At 68.8% G+C, this 22717-nt stretch carries 21 protein-coding genes and 1 tRNA gene; 12 read left to right on the top strand and 10 right to left on the bottom strand.

Going from position 1 to position 22717, the window contains the following annotated elements; genetic code table 11:
- Positions 1–130 precede the first annotated feature (130 nt).
- The 3 genes from ACX1DX_RS12555 to ACX1DX_RS12545 are packed head-to-tail and all read left to right on the top strand — an operon-like array spanning position 131 to position 3180.
- Positions 131–1360, top strand: a complete 1230-nt coding sequence (locus ACX1DX_RS12555; RefSeq protein ID WP_182766331.1) for a quaternary amine ABC transporter ATP-binding protein — start codon at positions 131–133, stop codon at positions 1358–1360.
- Positions 1357–2274 carry an ABC transporter permease gene (locus tag ACX1DX_RS12550; RefSeq protein ID WP_459396860.1) on the top strand — a complete coding sequence of 306 codons (918 nt, stop codon included), beginning with the start codon at positions 1357–1359 and terminating at the stop codon, positions 2272–2274. The genes ACX1DX_RS12555 and ACX1DX_RS12550 overlap by 4 nt, the downstream gene beginning before the upstream one ends.
- 18 nt (positions 2275–2292) lie before the next feature.
- Complete coding sequence (locus ACX1DX_RS12545) at positions 2293–3180, top strand: glycine betaine ABC transporter substrate-binding protein (RefSeq protein WP_182766333.1); 888 nt, start codon at positions 2293–2295, stop codon at positions 3178–3180.
- 100 nt (positions 3181–3280) lie between these two features.
- Here ACX1DX_RS12545 and ACX1DX_RS12540 read toward each other — a convergent pair whose 3' ends face one another.
- The 3 genes from ACX1DX_RS12540 to ACX1DX_RS12530 form a co-directional block, all read right to left on the bottom strand.
- Positions 3281–4726, bottom strand: a complete 1446-nt coding sequence (locus ACX1DX_RS12540) for a CAP domain-containing protein (protein ID WP_459396859.1) — start codon at positions 4724–4726, stop codon at positions 3281–3283.
- A 291-nt stretch (positions 4727–5017) separates the two neighbouring features.
- Entirely contained in the window at positions 5018–6022 is a 1005-nt protein-coding gene (locus tag ACX1DX_RS12535; protein WP_459398219.1) for a Gfo/Idh/MocA family protein, read from the bottom strand.
- Between the two features lie 35 nt (positions 6023–6057).
- On the bottom strand, positions 6058–7236 hold the full coding sequence (locus ACX1DX_RS12530; RefSeq protein ID WP_459396858.1) for a DUF480 domain-containing protein: 1179 nt from the start codon (positions 7234–7236) through the stop codon (positions 6058–6060).
- A gap of 670 nt (positions 7237–7906) precedes the next feature.
- On the opposite strand from ACX1DX_RS12530, the gene ACX1DX_RS12525 reads away from it, so the two are divergent.
- Positions 7907–9181 carry an aspartate kinase gene (locus ACX1DX_RS12525; RefSeq protein WP_182762764.1) on the top strand — a complete coding sequence of 425 codons (1275 nt, stop codon included), beginning with the start codon at positions 7907–7909 and terminating at the stop codon, positions 9179–9181.
- A gap of 82 nt (positions 9182–9263) precedes the next feature.
- A complete protein-coding gene (gene ngcE / locus ACX1DX_RS12520) occupies positions 9264–10658 on the top strand; it encodes an N-acetylglucosamine/diacetylchitobiose ABC transporter substrate-binding protein (protein WP_459396857.1) in 1395 nt (464 codons plus the stop codon).
- Positions 10659–10661: 3 nt separating this feature from the next.
- On the opposite strand, the gene ACX1DX_RS12515 is transcribed toward ngcE, so the two are convergent.
- Positions 10662–12311: a helicase HerA-like domain-containing protein gene (locus tag ACX1DX_RS12515; protein ID WP_459396856.1), complete on the bottom strand. Its 1650-nt coding sequence runs from the start codon at positions 12309–12311 to the stop codon at positions 10662–10664.
- Positions 12312–12420: 109 nt separating this feature from the next.
- Here ACX1DX_RS12515 and ACX1DX_RS12510 point away from each other — a divergent pair, with 109 nt between their 5' ends.
- A complete protein-coding gene (locus tag ACX1DX_RS12510) occupies positions 12421–12714 on the top strand; it encodes a type II toxin-antitoxin system VapB family antitoxin (protein WP_076063541.1) in 294 nt (97 codons plus the stop codon).
- Between the two features lie 43 nt (positions 12715–12757).
- Complete coding sequence (locus tag ACX1DX_RS12505) at positions 12758–13300, top strand: LytR C-terminal domain-containing protein (RefSeq protein ID WP_182762767.1); 543 nt, start codon at positions 12758–12760, stop codon at positions 13298–13300.
- 84 nt (positions 13301–13384) lie between these two features.
- Here the strand turns inward: ACX1DX_RS12505 and ACX1DX_RS12500 are convergent.
- Positions 13385–13469: transfer RNA gene (locus ACX1DX_RS12500), tRNA-Ser, on the bottom strand.
- 81 nt (positions 13470–13550) lie between these two features.
- On the opposite strand from ACX1DX_RS12500, the gene ACX1DX_RS12495 reads away from it, so the two are divergent.
- A complete protein-coding gene (locus tag ACX1DX_RS12495) occupies positions 13551–14729 on the top strand; it encodes an MFS transporter (RefSeq protein WP_459396855.1) in 1179 nt (392 codons plus the stop codon).
- 45 nt (positions 14730–14774) lie between these two features.
- Here ACX1DX_RS12495 and tadA read toward each other — a convergent pair whose 3' ends face one another.
- Both tadA and ACX1DX_RS12485 read right to left on the bottom strand, forming a co-directional pair.
- Positions 14775–15206: a tRNA adenosine(34) deaminase TadA gene (tadA, locus tag ACX1DX_RS12490; protein ID WP_459396854.1), complete on the bottom strand. Its 432-nt coding sequence runs from the start codon at positions 15204–15206 to the stop codon at positions 14775–14777.
- A gap of 32 nt (positions 15207–15238) precedes the next feature.
- Positions 15239–15829 carry a tRNA adenosine deaminase-associated protein gene (locus ACX1DX_RS12485; protein ID WP_076063533.1) on the bottom strand — a complete coding sequence of 197 codons (591 nt, stop codon included), beginning with the start codon at positions 15827–15829 and terminating at the stop codon, positions 15239–15241.
- A 119-nt stretch (positions 15830–15948) separates the two neighbouring features.
- Here ACX1DX_RS12485 and upp point away from each other — a divergent pair, with 119 nt between their 5' ends.
- The 4 genes from upp (at position 15949) to ACX1DX_RS12465 (ending at position 20256) form a co-directional block, all read left to right on the top strand.
- The gene (upp, locus tag ACX1DX_RS12480; RefSeq protein ID WP_076063531.1) at positions 15949–16590 is read left to right on the top strand and encodes a uracil phosphoribosyltransferase; all 642 of its coding nucleotides are present in this window, start codon (positions 15949–15951) and stop codon (positions 16588–16590) included.
- A 48-nt stretch (positions 16591–16638) separates the two neighbouring features.
- Positions 16639–17400 carry a YwiC-like family protein gene (locus tag ACX1DX_RS12475; protein WP_459396853.1) on the top strand — a complete coding sequence of 254 codons (762 nt, stop codon included), beginning with the start codon at positions 16639–16641 and terminating at the stop codon, positions 17398–17400.
- A gap of 71 nt (positions 17401–17471) precedes the next feature.
- Positions 17472–19247, top strand: coding sequence for an alpha amylase C-terminal domain-containing protein (locus ACX1DX_RS12470; RefSeq protein ID WP_459396852.1), 1776 nt, complete (start codon positions 17472–17474; stop codon positions 19245–19247).
- Positions 19248–19269: 22 nt separating this feature from the next.
- Positions 19270–20256 (top strand): hypothetical protein, encoded by a 987-nt coding sequence (locus ACX1DX_RS12465; RefSeq protein WP_459396851.1) that lies wholly within the window; start codon positions 19270–19272, stop codon positions 20254–20256.
- Here ACX1DX_RS12465 and ybiA read toward each other — a convergent pair.
- From ybiA to ACX1DX_RS12450, 3 genes are all read right to left on the bottom strand, one after another.
- Positions 20249–20809 carry a riboflavin biosynthesis intermediates N-glycosidase gene (gene ybiA / locus ACX1DX_RS12460; protein ID WP_076063522.1) on the bottom strand — a complete coding sequence of 187 codons (561 nt, stop codon included), beginning with the start codon at positions 20807–20809 and terminating at the stop codon, positions 20249–20251. The two genes, ACX1DX_RS12465 and ybiA, sit on opposite strands and share 8 nt — an antisense overlap.
- A gap of 160 nt (positions 20810–20969) precedes the next feature.
- Entirely contained in the window at positions 20970–21866 is an 897-nt protein-coding gene (locus tag ACX1DX_RS12455; protein ID WP_076063520.1) for a 1,4-dihydroxy-2-naphthoyl-CoA synthase, read from the bottom strand.
- A gap of 76 nt (positions 21867–21942) precedes the next feature.
- The gene (locus ACX1DX_RS12450) at positions 21943–22674 is read right to left on the bottom strand and encodes a glycerophosphodiester phosphodiesterase (protein WP_459396850.1); all 732 of its coding nucleotides are present in this window, start codon (positions 22672–22674) and stop codon (positions 21943–21945) included.
- Between the last annotated feature and the right edge of the window lie 43 nt (positions 22675–22717).

Raw genomic sequence — 22717 nt, 5'->3', positions numbered from 1 at the left:
ATCGCGCTGACGTCGGACATCCTCTCTGAGGATTTCTCAGCAACAGCGTTATAATTCGGTTGTGTTTTGACTGACCCCGGGTTCTGGGCAACGGTGTTGGAGTCCCCAATCCACCAGCCCGAGGAGTTTCGTGAGCGCAATTCAGGCCTCACACGTCTACAAGATTTTCGGTCGTCGACCCGAATCCGGCATACGTCTGCTGGAGTCGGGCGAGGACCGGAAGCAGCTTCAGGAACGGGGTCTCACGGCCGCCGTGATCGACGCCAGCTTCGAGGTGGATCCCGGGGAAATCTTCGTGGTCATGGGGCTCTCCGGCTCCGGTAAGTCGACGCTGATCCGCATGGTCAACGGCCTCCTGCCGCTGACCGGTGGCGAGATGCTGGTGCACGACCGGCCCTTGTCCGGCCTCAGCAGCGGCCAGCTGCGCCAGGTGCGCCGGCAGAACGTCTCCATGGTCTTCCAGCACTTCGCGCTGCTCCCCCACCGCACCGTGGGCGAAAACGCCGCGTACGGCCTGCAGATCCGGGGCATGAACCGGCACGACCGCGAGGCGAAGGCCAACGAGGCGCTCGAACTGGTGGGCCTCGGCGGTTGGGGCGGCTACCGGCCCGACGAGCTCTCCGGCGGCATGCGGCAGCGCGTCGGGCTGGCCCGTGCGCTCGCGGCGGGCACCGACATCATGCTGATGGACGAGGCCTTCTCCGCCCTGGACCCGCTCATCCGGCGCGACATGCAGGACCAGCTGGTCGAGCTGCAGCAGAAGCTGGGCAAGACCATCCTCTTCATCACCCACGACCTCAACGAGGCCATGCGGCTGGGCGACCGGATCGCGATGATGCGCGACGGCCGCATCGAGCAGATCGGCACCGCCGAGGACATCCTGAACGATCCCGCCAGCAGCTACGTGGCCAGGTTCGTCGCAGATGTGGACCGGACGCGGGTGCTGACGGCCCGCAACATCGCGGAGAAGCCCTACGCCGTCCTCTACGAGGACCAGGGCCCGCGGATGGCGCACAAGATCCTGCGCGAGCACCAACCCAACTGGCTGCTGGTGGTGAGCCGCGACCGCCGCCCCGTCGGCATGGTGTGGGCCGAGGACGTCGCCAACGCCGTGCGGCACGGCGCCACCACGCTGCCCTACTCGACGGTGCATGAACTGCCCATCGTGGGTGCGGAGACTCCCGTCAACGAACTGTTCGAACACTCTGCCCAGCACCTGGCGCCTCTCGTTGTGACGGAGGACGACGGCCGCGTGGTCGGCGTCGTCCCGCGGGTGACCCTCCTGGCGGCAGCCACGCCCGTCAACGGGGACGACCTCGTTGTCGAGGACACCGCCGAACCCGAAGGAATCCCGGCATGAACGAATTCCCACCCCGGATCCCCGTAGGCAGTTGGGCGGCCGACCTCGTCGACTGGATCAGCCTGAACCTGCGCTTCCTGCTGAACCTGCTCAAGGACGCGGGCACCTGGACCAACGACGCGGTGGCCGCGGTGCTGCTCGCCCCGCCTCCGCTGGCGATGATCGCCGGCTTCGCCGCGCTGGCCTGGCTGGTGCGTTCCTGGCGGCTGGCCATCGGCGTGGTCGTCTCGTTCCTGCTGATCATGAGCATGGGGCAGTGGAGCCAGGCGATGCAGACCCTGGCGCTGGTCCTGATCGCCACCCTGACGGCGGTGGTCATCGCCATCCCGACGGGCATCTGGGCCGCGCGCAGCGACAGGGTAAGCGCCGCAGTCAAGCCGGTCCTCGACCTCATGCAGACCATGCCCGCGATGGTCTACCTCATCCCGGCCATCACGTTCTTCAGCATCGGGGCGGTCCCCGGGCTGTTCTCCACCGTGATCTTCGCGCTTCCGCCGGCCGTGCGGCTCACGGAGCTTGGCATCCGCGGCGTGGACAGGGAGACCGTCGAGGCCGCCCACTCCTTCGGCGCCACCGAGTGGGACGTCCTGCGCGGCGTGCAGCTACCGCTCGCGGTGCCCACGATCATGGCCGGCATCAACCAGGTCATCATGCTGGCGCTGTCGATGGCCGTGATCGCCGGGCTCGTCGGGTCCGACGGCCTCGGCAAGGAGGTCGTCGCCGCCCTCGGCACCGTGAACATCGCCCGCGGCGCCGAGGCAGGCCTGTCCATCGTGTTCCTCGCGATCTTCCTCGACCGGTTCACCGCCGCGCTGGGCACGCCCGCGCAGCACACCTCATCCCTGCTCGCGAAGTGGAAGACCACCCGCGAGAAGAAGGCCAAGGCCAGGGAGTCCGCAGAACTCGCTGCGTGACCCCACTGAAAGGAAAATGTGAAGCTCACTGCCATCCGCAAGATCGGAATCGCTGCGCTCGGCGCAGCACTGCTGACAGGAGTCGCCGCGTGCGGCCCGGAGGCGACCGACGCCGCAGAGCCCAGTAAGAACATCACTCTCGGATTCATCCCGTCCTGGACCGACGGGCGCTCCATGGGCAACCTGCTCAAGGCGCAGCTCGAGGACATGGGCTACACCGTCTCGACGGAGGAGCTCGGCGACCCGGGCCCCCTCTACGTCGGCCTCGCCCAGGGCGACGTGGACATCTACCCGTCCGCGTGGCCCGAGGTCACGCACTCCACCTACATGGACGAGTACGGCGACAGGATCGAGTCGCTCGGCGCCTACTACGACGGCGCGGTGCTGACCTGGGCCGTGCCGGAGTACTCCGAGCTGAAGTCGATCGCCGACGTCAAGGACCATGCGGCCGAGTTGGACAACCGCATCATCGGGATCGAGCCGGGCGCGGGCCTGTCGCGGGTGTCGCAGGAGGATGTCATCCCCGGCTACGGCCTGGAGGACTTCGAACTGGTCACCAGCTCCACGGCGGCGATGCTGGCCGAGCTGAAGACGAAGATCGCGGCGCAGGAGGAGATCGTCGTCACCCTGTGGCGTCCGTTCTGGGCCAACGCCGAGTTCGGCGTCCGTGACCTGGAGGACCCGGAGGGCGCGCTGGGCGACACCGAGAGCCTCCACTTCCTGGCCCGCAAGGGCTTCGGGGAGGAGTACCCGGACATCGCCGAGTGGATCGGCGAGCTGAAGCTCGACGACGAGCAGTACGGCTCGCTCGAGAACACCGTCGTCAACGAGTTCGACGAGGGCCAGGAGGCCGACGCCATCAAGGCCTGGACGGAGAACAACCCCGACGTGCTGCCCGAGGCGTGAGCCTCAGCAGCGGCACTGACTGACACTGGCGTCCAACGACATCGGGCCGACTCGCACCCTGCGAGCCGGCCCGATGTCATTGCGACCCGGTGCAGACAGGTCAGCGGAACAGCACCAGGTTGTTGAAAACCCACGAGCCGGACTGCTTCACGACCAGACCGCTGGTGGTCGTCGTCGCGCGGAAGACCGTGGTGAACGTGTAGCTGCGGCAGGCGCCGCGGCCGGTCTGGGCGGTGTCGCACTCCGTCTTCCACCGGCGGCCACCGGATTCGAAACCATTCATGTTGTGCATGGCGATCGGGTTGGTGCCCCACTCCGCACGGCTCATGAGCGGCAGGTAGGTGAGGTTGTTGAACGCCCACCCCTCCTTCTGCACGAACCGCCCGCCCTCCTTGACCACGATCGTGGCCCAGATGTGGGTGCGGCAGCGTTCGGTTTGCGAATAGGGCTCGCATCTGGTCTGCCAGTCGCGGCCGTTCACGTTGCGGTGGATGCCCGGCAGCGTGTAGGGGGCGCTGCGGACGAAGCCCCCCGCCGTCGGCTTCGGCGGCGTGGGCGTCGGGGTCGGCGAGGTGCGGTTGCCGGTGGTGACCCAGATCGTCTGGCTCGGCGCCGGCACGGTGGGGCTGGGGCTCGCCGGGGCGGGCTGCCCGGCGGCCGGCGCGTCGGCGTCGAAGAGCTTCACGGTGTAGGAATGGCTCACCGTGACGCCGTTGCGCACGACGCCGCTGACGGTGACGGTATAGGTGTGCACCGCGGAACCCACCGGCTTCGGCAGCAGGCCGAGCTCGAAGACCAGCGTCGGGTTCCCCATCCCGCCGGCCACCGGCTGCTTGGTCACCTGCACCGGGCCGTTCGGCCCGGTCACGCTCACCGTGGCGCTGTCGAACCTGGTCGACGAGTTGCCGGTCAGCGACCACCGCCCGTTGGGCTGGATCTGCGTGGGGAAGTAACCGGCCGTGGGCCACGGGATCCAGGCGGGATCCGGGTTGGAGCGGTTGTCGTTGGGGGTGCTGATGACCCAGAGGGCGTTGGAGTTGGTGGTGGACCCGCTGCCCATGGTCGTCGTGTGCGGGCGCATCACCCAGCGACGGTGGCCCACGGCCGTGTTCGACGCGCCCGGCTCAGACATGTACAGGGCGATGGCGCCCGCGCCGGAGCCTGAGCGCACCGCGCCGAGCGCGATGTTCGAGCGGCCTGCGGCCTCCTTGCCCTGGGCGCTGATGCAGCGCCAGGAATCCGTCGGGTAATGGTCGAGCCGCTTGTTGGCGCTCATGATGAGGGCCGCCTGTTGCGCCTTGGCGGACAGCGCGGCGTCGAACTTCACCGCGGCGAGGCCACCCATGGCGCGGAAGTAGTTTACGGCGTCGAGCGTGGCCTTCTGGGCCGCGGCGCTGGGGGCACCCGCCGCGCAGGTGTCGAGGTTGCCGGTCCAGTCCTGCTGCACGGCCAAGGCCGGCTTGAGCTGCTGCTGATAAGCAGCGCGGACGGATTCGATGTTGGAGTTGTCTATCGCGGTGGTGGCCTGGGAAGACTGAAGACCCATCCCGGAGAGGATGAGCACAGCCCCCAAAGCGGCGGACAAAAGAGCGTGCAGGCGCACTGGGGAAGATCCTTCTGCGAACAAGATTTACCTACGAGGAGGGGTCGCTCGACGATGAGTACCGCCTGTGACGGTACACAAAGTGACGCATAAGGTGCAGTCAAACCGTAAATCTGATGTCTTACGACCTCAACGTCAGGTTAATGCTCCGGGTCGGTATCCCCGGCATCGGGGTGGCCTTGGTGGGGCGACCCACCTCCTGACACCTGACGACTTTGTCAGTTCAAGAGCGGTTCAGATGAGCGCCAGGTTGGCGTCGCTGTGGGAGATCCCTGCCTGCCGGAGGCATGACTCGAGCACCCGCATCACCTCGAGGGTGTCGTCGAGCGGCATCGTCAACGACTCCGTGCAGCCCTCCCTGATCCGCTCCGTGACCTCGGCGAACTCGTGGCTGTAGCCGCGGCCGGTGGGCATGGCCTCGATGATGCGCGGCAGCACGCCGTTGCGGTGGATGGTGATCATCGACGGGTGGTGGAAACGCGGCTCCACCTCGATCCAGCCCTTGGTGCCGATGATGACCATCCGGGCCGGGCCATGCCCGTCGAAGCCGACCGCCAGCGACGACAGCCCACCGCCGGTGTGCGCGAGGCTGATGCTGGCGGCCCGTTCCACTCCCGTGGGGTACAGGCGCGTCATGCAGTCCACAGACTTGACGTCGCCGAGGAACGCCTGGGCGAAGTTGACGACGTAGACGCCCAGGTCGAGGATGGCGCCGCCGCCCAGTTCCTTGGCGAAGAGGCGGTGGTCGGGCTGGAACTCGCGGTACGCGTAGAGGTCACCCTGCACGGAGACGACGTCGCCGATGCGCCCCCACGCCACCACTTCGCGGGCGGCCTCGACCACCGGCAGGAAGCGGGTCCACATGGCTTCCATGGCGAACACGCCCTGCTGGCGGGCCGCCCTGACGATGTCGCGGGCTCCGGACAGGGTGGCGGTGAAGGCCTTCTCGACGAGGACGGCCTTGCCGTTGGCGATGGCCATGAGCGCCACGTCGCGGTGCTGGGGGTGCGGCGTGGCGATGTAGACGACATCGACGTCCTCGGATTGGAGCATCTCGGCGTAGGAGCCGAAGGCCTTGGGGATGCCGTGCTTGGCGGCGAACGCCTGGGCCTTGGCGGTGGTGCGTGACGCGACGGCGGTCAGTGCCGCGCCGGGGACGAACTGGAAGTCTCCAGCCACTCCGTGTGCGATAGCTCCCGTGCCGACGATGCCCCAGCGAACCGTATCCATGGCAGACAGGGTAGTCCTCTCGATAATGCTTGGTGGGTGTTTGACTAGGCTCTGCGTCGGCCGATGAGATAGAGCCGGTCCCGATCCGCGTCGCCGCTGACGAGGTACGACTCGGATTCCAGGCCGGCCGCGGACATCGCGCGGCGGATCTCGGCGGGGTCGTGCAGCACCAGCGGCACCGCCACCTCTTCGCCGTCCCACTGCGTCACCGGTTCGACGGCGTTGCCGACGTAGACCGCCAGCGCGAGCACGCCGTCGGGCAGCAGGGTCTGGGCGAGGTGCCGGAGGACGGCCGCCAGTTCGCTGGGCGCGAGGTGGATGAAGGAGTACCAGGCCAGGATGGCGCCCCAGCCCGCGTCGTTGCCCGGCCGCAGGAGGCGGCGGAAATCGCCCACCTCGAACTCGACGTCGAGGTTGCGCTCGCGGGCCACCTCGATCATGCGCGGTGCCAGGTCGAAACCGGTGGGCAGCGCACCGGCCTCCGCCAGGAGGAGCGTGGTGTCGCCCAGGCCGCAGCCGATGTCGGCCGTCTGGTGCGGGCCCGAGAGTTCGGCCACGTGCGCGATGAACCAGTCCTCGAACGCCGTGGGCGACATCGGGTCCGGCTCGAGGTCTGCCAGCGCCTCGTAGGCGACGACCATGGCCTCGTCGCGGGAGTCGACACCCTCGGCCAGGATCTGCTCCCGGTCGACGGCGGCCTCAGGGCCGACGTCGGGCGGGATGTCGCCCAGGAGGTGGAGCCAGCGATGGTCCTGGTGTCCGGTCTTGCGCTCGAGCTGGCGCACCAGCGGGGCCTCGCGCTGCGCCATGCGCTGCAGGACGGCTTCCACCGCTTCCCTGTCGGTGAAGCGGTGCAGCCTGTCGGTGCGGGCCTTGAGCTCACCCGGCGCCTGGGGGCCGCGGAGCAGCAGCACGGTCAGCAGGGCGCGCTCGTCGTCGGGCAGCGCCAGGGGCTCCACGGCGCTCTGCGAGTACTTCAGGGTGCGCTTGCCGTAGTCCAGCCACGTGATGCGGGCCAGCCCCCGGTCCTTCAGGGAGCGCACGGCGTCCTGGACGGTGCGCTCGTCGTAGTCGACGACGGGCTCGCGGCTGCTGGACTGGTTGCAGGCGGTGCGCAGGGCGTTGAGCGTCAGCGGATAGCTGGCCGGGACGGTGATCTCCTTCTCGAGGAGGCACCCCAGCACGCGCTGTTCTTCTGCGGTGAGGATCGGGAGCGCGGTCACGCGCCCGACATTACCGCCTGTTTTCCACGCCGTCGTCTGTGGGTGGGACAAGCCGAAGCATCAGCGGGTTGAGCGCCGGGATGGCCGGGCCGCGTGGTTCAGCGCTGAAGTCTGGGCCTCACGGGTTCAGCGCTGGAAGTCTGGGCCTCACGGGTTCAGCGCTGGAAGTCTGGGTGGTGAGTGCCTGCTCTGAGCGACGGCAGCAACGCGCGACGGGTGCCCAGCGCGCGGGGTGAGTTGGCGACCTTCGGCCAACTGCTGGATCCGACGCCGTCAACAGGGCTAAACCCAGCAATGAACCACGACCTCCTCGTTCAATGCTGGATTTGGCGCCGTCCACAGGGATAAACCCAGCAATGAACGACCGCCTGCTCGTTCAATGCTCAGCCTGCTCCCACGCGCCGGGACTGCCCCCAGCGCTGGCGCGCACGTCGCCGAGCAACGGCGACCCGCTGCCCACCCCCTCGCGCTGGCTGCCCCGCCCAGCGCAAGCACCCAACAGCCCAGACCTGACGCGCTCAACTCCCGCGGACTGAGCGCTGCACGTGTGGGTGGTGAGTGCCAGCTCTGAGCGACGGCAGCAACGCGCGACCGGTGCGCGGCGGACGGCCCTCGCATCCAGGCCCCGGGCGAACTATCCTGATACGCGGTCCTCAGGAGGTTCTTACACATGGGTCGCATCGTTCAGAAGTTCGGCGGCAGTTCGGTTCAGGACGCGGAGTCCATCAAGCGCGTCGCCCGCCGCATCGCACGCACCCGCGGCGAGGGGCACGACGTCATCATCGTCATCTCCGCCATGGGTGACACCACCGACGAGTTGATGGACCTGGCGCTGCAGGTGTCCCCCAGCCCCAAGTCGCGCGAGCTCGACATGCTGCTGACCACCGGCGAGCGCCAGTCCGCCGCGCTGTTGGCGATGGCGCTGGCGGACCTCGGCGTGGAGGCGGTGTCCTACACCGGATCACAGGCCGGCATCCTCACCACCCCCACCCACGGAAACGCGCGCATCATCGACATCACCCCGGGCCGCGTCGTGAAGTCGCTCGAAGAGGGCAGCGTCGTGATCGTCGCCGGCTTCCAGGGGGTCGCCCAGACCACCAAGGACGTGACGACGCTCGGCCGCGGCGCGTCGGACACCACCGCCGTCGCGCTCGCCTCCGCGCTGGGCGCCGACTACTGCGAGATCTACTCGGATGTGGACGGCGTCTACACGGCGGATCCGCGCATCGTGAAGTCCGCCCGCCAGATCAGCGAGATCGGCTACGAGGACATGATGGAGATGGCCGCCAGCGGCGCCAAGATCCTGCACCTGCGCTGCGTCGAGTACGCGCGCCGCGAGGGCGTGCCCGTGCACGTGCGTTCCTCGTTCACCGACAAGCCCGGCACCTGGGTCAAGAGCCAGGATCAGATCACGAAAGACGGAGCCATGGAAGAAGCCATCATCACCGGTGTCGCCCACGACCGCACCGAAGCCAAGATCACCATCGTCAACGTGCCGGACCGGGTGGGCGAAGCGGCCAGCATCTTCCGCGCGATCGCCCAGGCCGACATCAACATCGACATGATCGTGCAGAACATCTCGCGCCTGTCGGACGCCGCCACGGACATCTCGTTCACCCTCCCCATGGACCTGGGCGCCAAGGCCATCGCCGCGCTCGACGCCATCAAGGACGAGGTGGGCTTCGAGGAGGTGCTCTACGACGACCAGATCGGCAAGGTCTCCGTGGTGGGCGTGGGCATGCGCTCGCACCCGGGGGTCTCCGCCACGTTCTTCGACGCTCTGGCCAAGGCAGACGTGAACCTGCAGATGATCTCCACCTCGGAGATCCGCATCTCGGTGATCGTCGGCGCCGATGATGTCGACGACGCCGTCCGCGCCGCCCACAGCGCCTTCGGGCTCGACGGCTCGGCCGAGGCCACGGTCTACGCGGGCACCGGTCGCTGACCTTGCCCTCCCCCCTGTCCCGGCGCCGGGCGCCGGGCAGGCCGAAGGGTGCTCCCGGCGGGCGCGGGGCTAGAGTTCCTGCATGACCATTCTGGGGCGACGACACTTCCTGGCTGCTGCGGCCGTCGTGCCGCTCACGGCGTGCGTCAACACCCAGCCGCCGGCGCCCCCGGGCGAGAGCCAGACGGGGAGCCCCACCTCCACGCCGGAGCCCAGCCCTACGGCCACCCATCCCTTCGGGCTCACGGTGCCCAGCAGCGTCAAGGCCGTCATCTTCGACGGCGCCTTCGGCGTCGGCTACGTGCGCGACGCCGCCACCGCCATGCGGAAGACCTATGAGGGCCTGCGGGTCCAGGTGTCCGCGAGTAGCGACATCACCGCAGACGTGGCGCCCCTGTTCGCCGACGGCGCCACCCCGCCGGACCTCGTCGACAACTCCGGCAGCCACCAGCTCGCCGTCGCGGACCTCGTCGACGAACTCCTGCCGCTCGACGACCTGATGTCGTCCGTCAACCTGGAGGGCGTCCCCATCGAGGAGACGCTGTATGGCGGCGTGGTGCAGGCCGGCACGTTCAACGGCCGCCACGTGGCGCTGGATTACGCGCTGAGCGTCTACGGACTCTGGCACTCCGCCAGCCACTTCGCGGCCCAGGGCTGGGCAGTGCCCACCGCCTGGGACGAGCTGTTGGAGCTCGGCGAGCGGGCCCGCGAGTTGGGTCAGGACCTGTTCGTGTGGGGCGACGACGCCGCCGGCTACTACGCCGAGCTGGCCATCTCGTCGGCCATCAAGGAGGGCGGCCACGACGTGCGCCGCGCGCTCGACAACCTGGAGCCCGAGGGCTGGTACCACCCCGCAGTCACAGGCGTGCTGCAGTCGCTGGCGGAGTGCGTGGCCGCGGGCTTCGTGCGCTACGGCGGGGCGTACGTGGACGCCCAGGCCGAGTGGTCGCAGTACCAGAAGGCCCTGTTCTACCCGTCGGGGTCCTGGATCGCCAGGGAGATGGACGGCCGCACTTCGCAGGGCTTCGAGATGACGGTGGCCCCGGTGCCCGCGCTCACGGCCGCGCCGACGCTGCCCTGGTCAGCCGCGCACGCGCAATCGATCGAGCAGTTCATCGTGCCGAAGAACTCAGCGAACCCGGCCGGCGGACAGGAGCTCCTGCGGACGCTGCTGTCGAGGGAGGCCGCGGAGTCGTTCGCACGGAACAACCTGGTGCCCACGGTCGTGCGCACCACGGTGCCGGCAGACCTGGAGTCGACGGCGTTGGCCGCGCAGACCCGCCTCCTGGCAGATGCCGGGGAGGACGTGTACTCGTGGCGCTTCGTGTCCCACTATGGCCTGTCCGAGGACTACAACCGCCTCTGGGGGCAGTTCCTCAGCGGCGACCTGGGCGCGCAGGCGCTGGCCGAGGAGCTGCAGGCGTTGTCGGACGCCGTGCGCGAGGATCCGGAGATCCCCACCTACACCGTCGACTGAGCGCTACCGCCCCCTGCGGCCGGTGCCGAAGATGCTGCGCACGATCTCGCGGCCGGCCGTGCGCATGACGTCCTTGAACACCGGCGACTTCGTGACCTGCTCGATCAGCGACGGGTTCTCCCGCTCGTAGCGGCGCCGCTCGGCCTCCGCCTGCTTGCGTTCGCGCTCCAGCCGGGCCAGCTCGCGCTCGTTCTCGCGCTGCTGCTTCTCCCACTCCTGCTGGGTGCGCTCCTGCTCCTTCTGGGCGGCGGCCTCGGCCTCCGCCCGCTCTGCTTCGAGCCGTTCGGCCTCGGCCTGCGCCGAGCCCTCCTCGAGCCGGCGGGTCAGGATCTCGTAGGCCGATTCCCTGTCCACCGCCTGGCCGTACCGCGCGAACAGGGGCGACGCCTCCACCGAGGCCCGCAACTGGGCCTCGGGCGTCGGCGACATCGAGGAGGCCGGCGCCCAGATCCGCGTCCAGGCCACCGGGGTGGGCGCGCCCTTCTCGCTCATCACGGTCACGACGGCCTCGCCGATGCCCAGTTGCTGCAGCACCTGCTCGAGGTCGTAGTGGGAGTGCGGGTACGTGTCGACGGTGGCCTTGAGCGCCTTCGCATCGTTGGGCGTGTGGGCCCTGAGCTGGTGCTGGACGCGCGAACCGAGCTGCGCCAGCACGTCGTCGGGCACGTCCTTGGGGGTCTGCGTGACGAAGAACACGCCGATGCCCTTGGAGCGGATCAGCCGGACCGTCTGCGTGATGGCCTGGAGGAACGCCTTCGAGGCGTCGTTGAACAGCAGGTGCGCCTCGTCGAAGAAGAACACCAGCTTGGGCTTGTCGAGGTCGCCCACCTCGGGCAGCGACGTGAACAGGTCTGCCAGCAGCCACATCAGGAACGTGGAGAACAGCGCGGGCTGAGTGGCGAGTTGCGGCAGTTCCAGCAGCGACACCACGCCGCGGCCGTCCGGCGCCACCCGCAGCAGCTCCGAGGGCTCGAACTCGGGCTCGCCGAAGAAGACGTCGCCGCCCTGGTCCGAGAGCGTCACCAGCGAGCGGAGGATCACGCCGGCGGTGGCCGTCGACACCCCGCCGATGCCCTTCAGCTCCGGCTTGCCCTCATCCGAGGTGAGCCACTTGAGCAGGCCGACGAGGTCCTTGAGGTCGAGCAGCAGCAGGCCGTTCTTGTCGGCGTAGTGGAACACCAGCCCCAGCGAGGATTCCTGCACCTGGTTGAGGCCCAGGACCTTCGACAGGAGGATGGGGCCGAACGACGACACGGCCGCCCGCACCGGCACTCCGATGCCCTGCCCGCCCAAGGCGTAGAACTCGGCGGGGAACGCCGTCGGCTGCCAGGGCTGGCCCTGCTTCTGCGTGCGGGCGAGGATCTTCTCGTTTGACTCGCCCGGCGACGCCATGCCGCTGAGGTCGCCCTTGATGTCCGCGGCGAACACGGGCACGCCGGCCGTCGACAGCGCCTCGGCCATCACCTGCAGGGTCTTGGTCTTGCCCGTGCCGGTGGCCCCCGCCACCAGGCCGTGCCTGTTGAACATCGACAGGGGGATGCGGATGGGCACGTCGACGGCGGGCTCTCCGTCGACGAGGACGCCCAGCGTGGCTGCCGGCGCCTCGAAGGTGTAGCCGGCCCTGATCTGGTCAGTTGGTGCTGCATCGTTCACGTCCGCATCGTCCCACAGACCCCCGTCGCACGGGTGTGTTTACGACGCACGGAGGCCCCAGTGGGCACAGCTGGCTCCGGGCGGGGGGCGGGTTGGGTAGGCTGGCGGCGTGATCTTCAAGCGAGTCGGCGATTCCCGCCCCTACCCGGACCACGGGTACACCCAGAAGCAGTGGATCGCGATCGCGCCCCATCAGGTGCGCCTCGACGAACTCGTGACCACCAAGCGCACGCTGGATCTGGAGGCGCTGCTCGAGGAGGATTCAACCTTCTACGGCGACCTCTTCGCGCACGTCGTGTCCTACCGCGGCGAGCTCTACCTGGAGGACGGGTTGCACCGGGCGCTGCGCGCCGCGCTCCAGCAACGGCAGACAATGCACGCCAGGGTCCTCGAGTTGAAGTAATCTCCCACCAGGGAAACTCCTCGACGAAAGCGAATGTAAACAAGTGCGCATCTTCCGCCTGATAGCCACCCCGGTGATTCTGCTGGGTCTACTGGGCTTTCTCGGGTGGGGTTTCCTGTGGGGCTGGCGCGAACTCACCGCGCCGCTGCCGACGACACCGCCCACGCCGTGCGTCACTGAAGCCACGGAGTTCGTCAACCCCACCATGGTGTTCGTGCACGTGTACAACGGCGGCTTCACCTCCGGGTTGGCGCGTCGGATCGGCACGCAACTGACCGACGGCGGGTACAACGTGGTGAGCGTCGACGACACCGAGGAGACCATCAAGGAGACGGTGATCCGCGGCAACAAGGACCAGTACCCCGCCATGCGGCTGCTGATGTCGAACTTCATCGACCCGAAGATCGAGTACGACGACCGCATCGACGGCACCCTCGACGTGCTGGTCGGCACCGCCTGGCAGGGCTACGCGCCCACGGAACAGATCATCTACCAGGTGTCGTCCGCCGGCGGTTCGATCTGCAGGCCGCCGGTGGCCACGGACGAGTCTGCGTCCCCGTCCCCCTCGCCGACGACGGAGAGCTGAGCCCGTCGCACGCACGCCCGTAGCCTCGGCTCCGGGCCCACACAAAACACTGAACCCCCGGAATCTCTTCCGGGGGTTCGTCGGCGGTGATGGAGGGATTTGAACCCCCGGTAGGTTGCCCTACTCTCGCTTTCGAGGCGAGCTCTTTCGGCCGCTCAGACACATCACCGCAGACCAGTGTAGTGATTCCCACCGGCGATCACCAATCGTGGTTTGCCAGCCACCCGCGCCCGGCGCGTACAGTAGGCCGGTGCGTGAAATCTCGGCTCTCCTCCGTGTCCCGGGACTCCCGCTCATCCTGGCGGCCCAGCTGGCCGCCCGGTTCCCGGCCGGGATGTACACGCTGGGGATCCTCATGCACGTGGAGCGGGCCCAGGGCACCTACACCGCCGCGGGCCTGGTGCTCGCGTCGTTCTCCGCGGCCATGGCCGTGGCCGGGCCGCCGGTGTCGCGGCTGCTGAGCCGGTTCGGCACCTTCCGGGTGCTGCTGGTGTGCACCCTCCTGTCGGTCACCGCCTTCTCCGCGCTCGCACTGTTCCCCACCCTCCCCCTGTTCTGGCTCATCGTGCTGGGCGCCCTGGGCGGCGGCACCGTCCCGCCCGTGATCCCGGCGGTCCGCACCCTGTACCCGCGGGTGACCCCGCGCCCCCTCCTCACGACGCTCTTCAGCTTCGACGCCGCGCTGCAGGAGGTCATCTGGGTCATCGGCCCGGTGTCCATCACCATGCTGGTGGCCGCGTTCGACACCACCGTGGCGCTGCTCATCGTGGTGGCCGTACAGATCGTCGGCGGCCTCGCCTTCATGCTGGCGCCGGCCGTGCGCACCATGAAGATCCCGCTGACGGACCGCAAGCTGGGCCGCGTGCTCCAGAACCCGTCGGTGATCCTGATGATGGTCACCTCGGCGCTGTTCCTGGGTGCCTTCGCCGCCGTCGAGGTGGGTGTAGTGGCCAGCTTCGACGAAGGCTCGATCCTCGCCGGCATCGTGCTGGGCATCACGTCGTTCGGTTCGCTCATCGGCGGGCTGGCGGCGGGCAACCGGCCCATCTCGCGCTGGTCACTGGCCCTGCGCACGATGATCATGGTGGTCGGCCTGGTGTTGGCCGCGATCCTGACCGGCTTCTGGGGCCTGACCGCCGCCTTGTTCATCGCGGGCGTGGGCATCGCGCCGGCGCTGGCGGCGGTGTCCTCGGTCATCGCCGGCAGCGTGCCGTTCGCCGACACCGCGGAGGCCTACGGCTGGATCGGCACCGGCCAGTTGCTGGGCACCTCTGTGTGCGCCGCCGTCGCCGGTGTGGCGATCGACGCGGTGGGGGCGCCCGGTGCGCTGTTCATCGCCGCGGGGGCCGGCGTGCTGGCGCTCGTGGTGGCCGTCGTGTTCCGCAAGGCGCAGCCGGATCTGCGCGGCGGCATCTCCATCCTCGACTGACCTGGTTCAGGCGCTCAGCTGTCATGACCGCACAGGCGGGTTCCCCTAGCGCTTGGCGGCGAAGAACCGCTCAAGAAGGGCGGCGCATTCGGTTTCCAGCACCCGTGAGGTCACCGTCGGGCGGTGGTTGAGCCGGGGGTCGCGCACCACGTCCCAGAGCGACGAGACGGCGCCGGCCTTCTCGTCGAACGCGCCGAACACGAGGTGCCCGATCCGGGAGGCGACGATGGCCCCGGCGCACATGGTGCAGGGTTCCAGGGTGACCACCAGCGTGCAGTCCGTGAGCCGCCACTCCCCCACGGCCTGCGCTGCGCGGCGGATGGCGACGACCTCCGCATGCGCGGTGGGGTCCCCAGTGAGTTCCCGTTCGTTCCCGGCGGCGGCGATGACCTCGCCCGCCGGGTTCAGGACGACGGAGCCGATCGGCACGTCGCCGTGCGCTTCGGCGGCCGACGCCTCGGCCAGCGCGCGACGCATCGCGTCATGCCAGCGCGTGCCCACGGCGTCGGTCAGTCGTCGAAGGACTCGACGGCGCGCTCGAACTCCGCGCCGATCTTCAGCTTCTTCGCGATGACACCGAGGAGGACGTCGGAATCCTCGTCGTAATCCGTGGCGATGGCCTCCATCTCGAAGCCGCGCAGACCGCTGGCTGCGTAGATCTCGAGGTCGCCCAGCGGGAAGGAGTCGTCGTCCTCGTCCGGCACGTCCTCGCCGAGGTAGTCCACCACGTCGCGGGCCAGGGGCCAGTCGTTGGCGGCCGTCGCGTCGGACAGCAGCACCTCGACGGTGCGGCCGCGCACGCGGCACAGCACGAAGAACTCGCCGGCCACGGAGACCCAGCCGTCGGCGCCGGAGTCGCCTGGGAGGCGGCTCAGCTGACGGATGAGCTCGTCGAAGTCGTTGGCGAGGTCGTAATCCATGGGCACCGCAGTGGCCTTACCGTCTTCACGGTAGAGCGCGACCACAAGGTCGACGTCGTCCTCGGTGGCGTCCTCGAGGTCGTCACCGTCGTCGTCGAAATCGTCCAGATCAGCGTCGTCTGTTTCCTCGACGTCGTTCTTCAAGTCGAACGGCTCCGCATCCTCATCGAACACGTCCACAACCCACTCCTTCCGACGAACCCAGGTGCCTCGCCCATCCTTGCACGCTTCCCCGGAATGAGACAGCGCGGGGGGCAACCCGCTACGCGGAAGTGCCCGGATGTGCGAAGGTTGGTCCCGTGGAACTACACGTCGTCGAACACCCGCTCGTCCATCACAAGCTCACGGTCCTGCGGGACAAGAACACTCCGCAGCCGGTCTTCCGGTTGCTGGTGGAGGAGCTCGTCACTCTGCTCGCCTACGAGGCGACCCGCGGGGTGCGCGTCCATGAGGTGCAGATCGAGACCCCCGTCGCCCCCACCACCGGCGTGAAGCTGGCGCAGCCGGCACCGCTGGTGGTGCCCATCCTGCGCGCCGGGCTCGGCATGCTCGACGGCATGCTGCGCCTCGTGCCCACCGCGGAGGTGGGCTTCCTCGGCATGATCCGCGACGAGAAGACCCTGCAGCCCATGACCTACGCGGAGCGCCTCCCGCAGGACCTGTCCGGCAGGCAGTGCTACGTCCTGGACCCGATGCTCGCAACCGGCGGCTCACTCGGCGGCGCCATCCAGTACCTGGTGGACCGCGGAGCGGACGACATCACCGCCATCTGCCTCACCGCCGCGCCCGAGGGCGTGGAGAAGCTGCAGCACCTCCTGGGCGACCTGCAGGTGCCGTGCCGCGTCGTGGTCGCCTCGCTGGACGAGCGCCTCAACGAGGCCGGCTACATCGTGCCCGGCCTGGGTGACGCCGGCGACCGCCTGTACGGCCTGGCCGAGTAGGCACACCCCTCCGCTCGACGCCCGCGTGCGGGTCGATAGGTTGGGGTCATGGCCAAGCGAGCGTCAAAGGGGTGGATGACCAACCAGCACGGCGCCTGGGCGATGATCATCGTCCCGTTCCTCGCCGGGCTGATCCTGGTGGCCCCCTACCGCTCCCTCGACGGTGGCGACGCCGCGCTGGGTGTCACCTGGCTGATCGGGTACTTCGCCTACCACGCACTCACGCTGGCGCTGAAGGCCGCGCCGCGCCGCCGCCCCTCGTACTATCCCGCCGTGGCCGTCTACGGCGCCATCGCGGGCGTCGCGGGCCTTGTCACCTTGTGGTTCCGGGGCTGGTCGCTGCTGCTCTGGGCGCCGGTGTACGCCGTCCTGCTCGGCAGCGCGCTGTGGTTGGCTGCCTCCAAACGGGAGCGCACCGTGCTCTCCGGGGTGCTCACGATCGTCGCCTCCTGCGGCCTGATGGCGGTGCTGCGCAGCACCGCGGGGGTGGACTTCGTCCGGGCTGACGAGGTCGCCGTCATGGTGGCCATCACGGCCTACTTCGTGGGCACGGTGCTGCACGTGAAGGCACTCATCCGGGAGCGCAACGACCCCCGCTCGGCGAAGCGGTCGCTGTTCTACCACGTGGCGCTCGGCGCGCTGGTGCTGGCGGCGGCCATCGTCGGCTGGCTCGGCTGGGGCTGGCCGGTGTGGGCCGCGGCCCTCATCGTGCGCGCCTGGTGGCTGCCGCGGCAGCGTCGCTCGCCGGGGCAGATCGGCGTCGTCGAGATCGTGGCGTCGGCATGGGCGTTGCTGCTCGTGCTGTTCTGAGCCACCCTCCACTCCCAGCGCACGCTTGGACACATCCCCTACTCTGAGGCGAGATCAGAAAGGGGGCCATCGTGGTTCTAGAGGGTATGGGCGCGATCGTCGCCGAGGGTGGCATCGGCTTCCGGGTGTGGGCGCCGAACGCCGACAGCGTCAGCGTCACCGGCGACTTCAACGGCTGGGACACCACGGCGCATCCCCTCACCCGCGAGAACGACGAGGGCTACTGGTACGGCTACGTCGAGGGAGCCGAAGCCGGGCAGGAGTACAAGTACTTCCTCACCAACGGCAGTCTCGAACTCCACCGCAACGACCCCTACGCCCGCGAGGTCACGAACTCCGTCGGCAACACCGTCATCGTCGACCCCCTCGATTTCGACTGGGAGGACGACAGCTTCGAGCCTCCGGCGCACAACGAGATCGTCATCTACGAGGCCCACGTCGGCTCGTTCTTCACCAAGAGCGACGACACCGGCAGCTTCACGATGATGGCCGAGAAGCTCCAGCACGTCCTGGACCTGGGCTGCAACGCCATCCAGCTCATGCCCATCGCCGAGTTCGCCGGCGACCTGTCCTGGGGCTACAACCCCGCCCACATCTTCGCCGTCGAATCCACCTACGGCGGCCCGCGCGCCTACCGCGAGTTCGTGAAGCAGGCGCACCGCATGGGCCTGGCCGTGATCCAGGACGTCGTCTACAACCACTTCGGCCCGTCAGATCTGGACCTGTGGCAGTTCGACGGGTGGCAGGAGAACGACAAGGGCGGTATCTACTTCTACAACGACCACCGCTCCAGCACCCCGTGGGGCGACACCCGCCCGGATTACGGCCGGGCCGAGGTGCGTCGCTTCATCCACGACAACGCGCTGATGTGGCTGCGCGAGTACCGCGTCGACGGGCTGCGCTACGACATGACGCCGTACATGCGCTCCGTGGACGCCACGGGCTTCGACATCATCGACGGCTGGACCCTGCAGTCCTGGATCAACCGCGACATCCGCACCCAGTTCCCGAAGGCGCTGCTCATCGCGGAGGACATGCACTCCAACCCGCTGGTCACCGGCCTGGACCACGACGGCGCGGGCTACCACGCGCAGTGGGACCCCAACTTCGTGCACCCGGTGCGCAAGGCGCTGCAGGAATATGACGACGCGCACCGCAGCATCGACGCCATCGCCGACGCGCTCACCTTCAACTACGACGGCGACGCGTTCCGCCGGGTGGTCTACACCGAGTCACACGACGAGGTGGCCAACGGCAAGGCGAGGGTGGTGGCGGAGGTCCAGCCCGGCGACCAGCAGGGCTGGTTCGCGCAGAAGCGCTCGACGCTGGGCGCCGCGCTCGTGATGACCGCGCCGGGCATCCCCATGCTGTTCCAGGGCCAGGAGTTCCTCCAGGGCGACTGGTTCCGCGACGACGTGCCGCTCGACTGGCATCTGAAGCGGGAGCATCACGGCATCGTGCAGCTCTACGCCGACCTCATCACGCTGCGGCGCAACCTGTTCGGCGAGTCGCAGGGGCTGCAGGGCCAGGGCGTCAACGTCTTCCATCGCAATGATGACGCGAAGGTCATCGCGTTCCAGCGCTGGTACGACCACGGCATCGGCGACGACGTCGTGGTGGTGGCGAACTTCTCCGGCGAGGTGCGCGACAACTACCGCATCGGGCTGCCGTCCGGCGGCAGGTGGGAGTTGAAGCTCAATTCCGATGCCACCCTGTACTCCGACGACTTCGGCGACCACCCGTCGGGCGACCTGCACAGCAACGACGAGGGTCAGGACGGGTTCGGCGCCAGCGCCACGCTCACCATCGCCCCGTACTCGGTGCTGGTCTACAGCTACGCGGGCTGACGACTCGCCCTAGGCTCGGGTCATGGACGAGGCACAGCGGATCGACGCGTTCTGGCAGTGGTGGGGGCGGCATTCAGCCGCGTTGGGGTCGCTGCTGGACACCGGCGCCGAGGAGGCTGCGGTCCGCACCTACGGGCCGCTGCTCGCCGAGCAGCTCGACGCCGTCGACTCGCGCCTCGGCTACCGCATCGACGACAACGCGGGGCGCAGCCGTCGCACCCTCACCATCTCCGCGCACGGGCAGCCGTGGCTGATGGCGCTGGCCCGCCGGGTCCGCGACGGCGCCCCCGCGCCGGATCGGCACTGGACCTACTCCAACTTCATCAAGCGCTCACCGGAGCCGCTGGCCGTCACGTTCGACATCGACGGGCTCGCCCTCGAGTTGGCCGACACCCAGATCGCCTGCCGCGACATGGCGCGCCGCATCGACGTCGGCGTGTGGCACCCGTTGTTCGAGCCCTTCACCGCCGAGCAGCGGGCGTCGCTGGCCGCTGCCATGGTCGACGTCGCGCTGGGCGAGGAGCATGTGCAGTGCTGGGTCGGTGGGCTCGAGGCCCTGGACAGCCCGCCGGAGAACCCTGTCGACCTCGTCACGCTGCGACGCTTCGTCGACGATGTGCGCACCCGGTTCGTCGAGCTCCCCGACGTCAGCCCGTGGACCACGGTGCAGGGCACCCGCTACGACGGCAAGGAGCTCCACGCGCGCATCAGGGTGCCGCTGTGCGTGGCGCGGGAACCGCTGCTGGAGAAGGTCGTCACCATCCGGCTCCGACTCGAAGACCTGCGGGGCCCGGCGGCCGATGAGGTCGAGGAGATGATCAACGAGAGCATCGGGGCCGACGGCGAACTGGTCGCCGTCGAAACCCTCAACAGCCTGCGCACGTGGTACTCCTACGTCCGGCCCGACACGGAGGCGACGCAGCGGCTGCTCGATCTCGCCACCGCGCTCGCCCTACCGGTGGAGGCGGCCAACGACCCCACCTGGGAGGTCGTCTCCCACCTCAGCTGAGCAGCCGGCGGCGGGCCTCCATGAGGGCGAAGCCCTGGATGTTGAGGCCGGGCCAGCGGGCGGGATCCAGAGCGGCGGGGTCCTCTGCCGACAGGCCGATGCCCCACACCCTGTCGATGGGCGAGGCGTTGACCAGCACCGCGCGCCCGGTGGACCTCAGGTGGTCGGCCAACTGCGGATCCGCGGCGAACTTGGCCACGTTGGCGGCCACCGCCACCTCGAAGCGGTGCGACTTCCACACCTCGTCGTTGAACGGCCGGACGGTGCGGCCGATGGCCCGGGCCGTCGTCGGCGACTCTGCCCTCAGCACGCGCTGTGCGGAATGGGTGTCGCCGAAGAGGGTCGCCTTGCGCCAGGCGAGGTAGTGCTCGACGGTGCGGAAGAGCTCACCGTCGGACTCGAACGGCGCGGGATAGTGCTCGCTGAGGCAGCCGTTGTCGACCTGGCCGGGGTGTTCCGGCACGTGGCCGTGGAACAGCAGCAGATCGAGCCCGGCGCCCGCGGCGAAGGCAGTTCGGAGTTCGGCGACTGAGTAGGGCTCCAGGATCACCATCGACCCTCACTTCCACACGGTAGGTCTACCCGGTCACCCTACTGAGCGCCGAGTCGATTGGAGCGTGGTCCCCGAGAGGTCAGACGTACTACTTTCCGGCGCTCCGCGGGGAGTCGTCGCTTGTCAGACGCGGGTGCGTCCCTTGCGCTGCCGCGATGGCTCAGTAGTAGTACGGGAACTTCGACCAGTCCGGCCTGCGCTTCTCCAGGAAGGAGTCGCGGCCCTCCACGGCCTCGTCGGTCATGTAGGCCAGGCGGGTGGTCTCGCCCGCGAAGATCTGCTGGCCGACCAGCCCGTCGTCGATGGCGTTGAAGGCGTACTTGAGCATGCGCTGAGCGGTGGGTGACTTGCCGCAGATCTTGGCGGCCCATTCCAGGCCGACGTCCTCGAGTTCGGCGTGCGGCACCACCCGGTTGACCATGCCCATGCGGTGGGCGTCCTCGGCGTCGTGGACGTCGCCGAGGAAGAAGATCTCGCGCGCGAACTTCTGCCCCACCTGGCGGGCGAGGTAGGCCGAGCCGTAGCCCGCGTCGAACGAGCCGACGTCGGCGTCGGTCTGCTTGAACTTGGCGTGTTCGCGCGACGCCAGCGTGAGGTCTGAGACCACGTGCAGGGAATGACCGCCGCCGGCGGCCCACCCGTTGACCAGGGCGATGACGACCTTCGGCATGAAACGGATCAGGCGCTGGCACTCGAGGATGTGCAGGCGGCCGAGCTTGGCGGCGTCGACGGATTCCGCCGTCTCACCCTCCGCGTACTGGTAGCCGGCGCGGCCGCGGATGCGCTGGTCCCCGCCGGAGCAGAACGCCCAGCCGCCGTCCTTCTCGGACGGCCCGTTGCCCGTCAGCAGCACGCAGCCGATGTCGGACGAGGTGCGGGCGTGCTCGAGCGCCTGGTACAGCTCGTCGACGGTGTGCGGACGGAACGCGTTGCGCACCTCCGGCCGGTCGAACGCGATCCGCACGGCGGGCACGTCCTTGGCGCGGTGGTACGTGATGTCGGTGAACTCGAAGCCCTCGACGGGGGTCCACAGCTCTGGGCGGAACGGGTTGCTCATGCGCCCACCCTATCGAGCGGGGCTCGGCGACGTCGGCCCGAGCGCGCAGGGCGGCTCGCGCCGTCGGCGGGGTGGGTCAGAGGTAACCGCGACGGACGGTCTCGCCCAGGCGGTCCGGGAAGTTCGTGATGATCGCGTCGACGCCGATGCTCTTCAGACGCAGCGCGTCTTCGTCGTTGTTCACCGTCCAGGCATGCACCTTGATGCCCCGCTCGTGGCACAACCACACGAAATCAGGGTGGCGCAGCGCCAGGTAGTGCGGGTGCACGGCACCGGCGCCGAACCGCTTGGCGTACTCCCACGGCTCGTAGAGGCCGTCCGAGAACAGCAGGCCGAGGTGATCCGGCGACACCCGTCCGCGCAGGTTGGCCAAGCTGTAGTGGTTGAACGACGAGAACAGCGTCTGGTCCAGCATCCCGGCATCCGTGACGGCGGCGAGCACGTCGTCCTCGATCCCCGGGTAGAGCTCGACGGTGTTCTTCAGCTCGACGTTCACCGTCGCGTCGGTGCCCTTGACGAGGTCGAGCACGTCACGCAGGAGCGGGATCTTGGTGTTGCGACGGCCGGGGAAGCCGTGCGAGAAGTCTGCGCCGTGCAGTTCCTCCAGCGTCTGGTCCACGACCTTGCCGAAGCCGTTGGACGTGCGGTTGATCGCCTCGTCGTGGACGACGACGAGCTGCCCGTCTGCGGTGCGCTGGACGTCCAGTTCCAGGCCGTCGGCACCCATCTTCAGGGCGAGCTCGAATGCCGGCATGGTGTTCTCCGGTGCGTATGCCGATGCACCTCGGTGGGCCCAGATTGCAGTCACGCCCTCCATCCTTTCACCTCTCGGCGAGCTGGGCATCTTCTGA

The organism is Tessaracoccus zhenghani (genome assembly GCF_054552775.1).
Note: the sequence above shows the minus strand (reverse complement) of the source record. Positions and strands in the feature narration are given on the sequence as shown.

What these genes read in the sequence shown, in the direction of transcription:
- ACX1DX_RS12550 (WP_459396860.1), top strand. Translation starts at nt 1,357, where the DNA reads ATGAACGAATTCCCACCCCGGATCCCCGTAGGCAGTTGGGCGGCCGAC.
- ACX1DX_RS12540 (WP_459396859.1), bottom strand. Translation starts at nt 4,726, where the DNA reads ATGGGTCTTCAGTCTTCCCAGGCCACCACCGCGATAGACAACTCCAAC.
- ACX1DX_RS12525 (WP_182762764.1), top strand. Translation starts at nt 7,907, where the DNA reads ATGGGTCGCATCGTTCAGAAGTTCGGCGGCAGTTCGGTTCAGGACGCG.
- ngcE (WP_459396857.1), top strand. Translation starts at nt 9,264, where the DNA reads ATGACCATTCTGGGGCGACGACACTTCCTGGCTGCTGCGGCCGTCGTG.
- tadA (WP_459396854.1), bottom strand. Translation starts at nt 15,206, where the DNA reads ATGCGTCGCGCGCTGGCCGAGGCGTCGGCCGCCGAAGCGCACGGCGAC.
- ACX1DX_RS12475 (WP_459396853.1), top strand. Translation starts at nt 16,639, where the DNA reads ATGGCCAAGCGAGCGTCAAAGGGGTGGATGACCAACCAGCACGGCGCC.
- ACX1DX_RS12465 (WP_459396851.1), top strand. Translation starts at nt 19,270, where the DNA reads ATGGACGAGGCACAGCGGATCGACGCGTTCTGGCAGTGGTGGGGGCGG.
- ybiA (WP_076063522.1), bottom strand. Translation starts at nt 20,809, where the DNA reads ATGGTGATCCTGGAGCCCTACTCAGTCGCCGAACTCCGAACTGCCTTC.
- ACX1DX_RS12455 (WP_076063520.1), bottom strand. Translation starts at nt 21,866, where the DNA reads ATGAGCAACCCGTTCCGCCCAGAGCTGTGGACCCCCGTCGAGGGCTTC.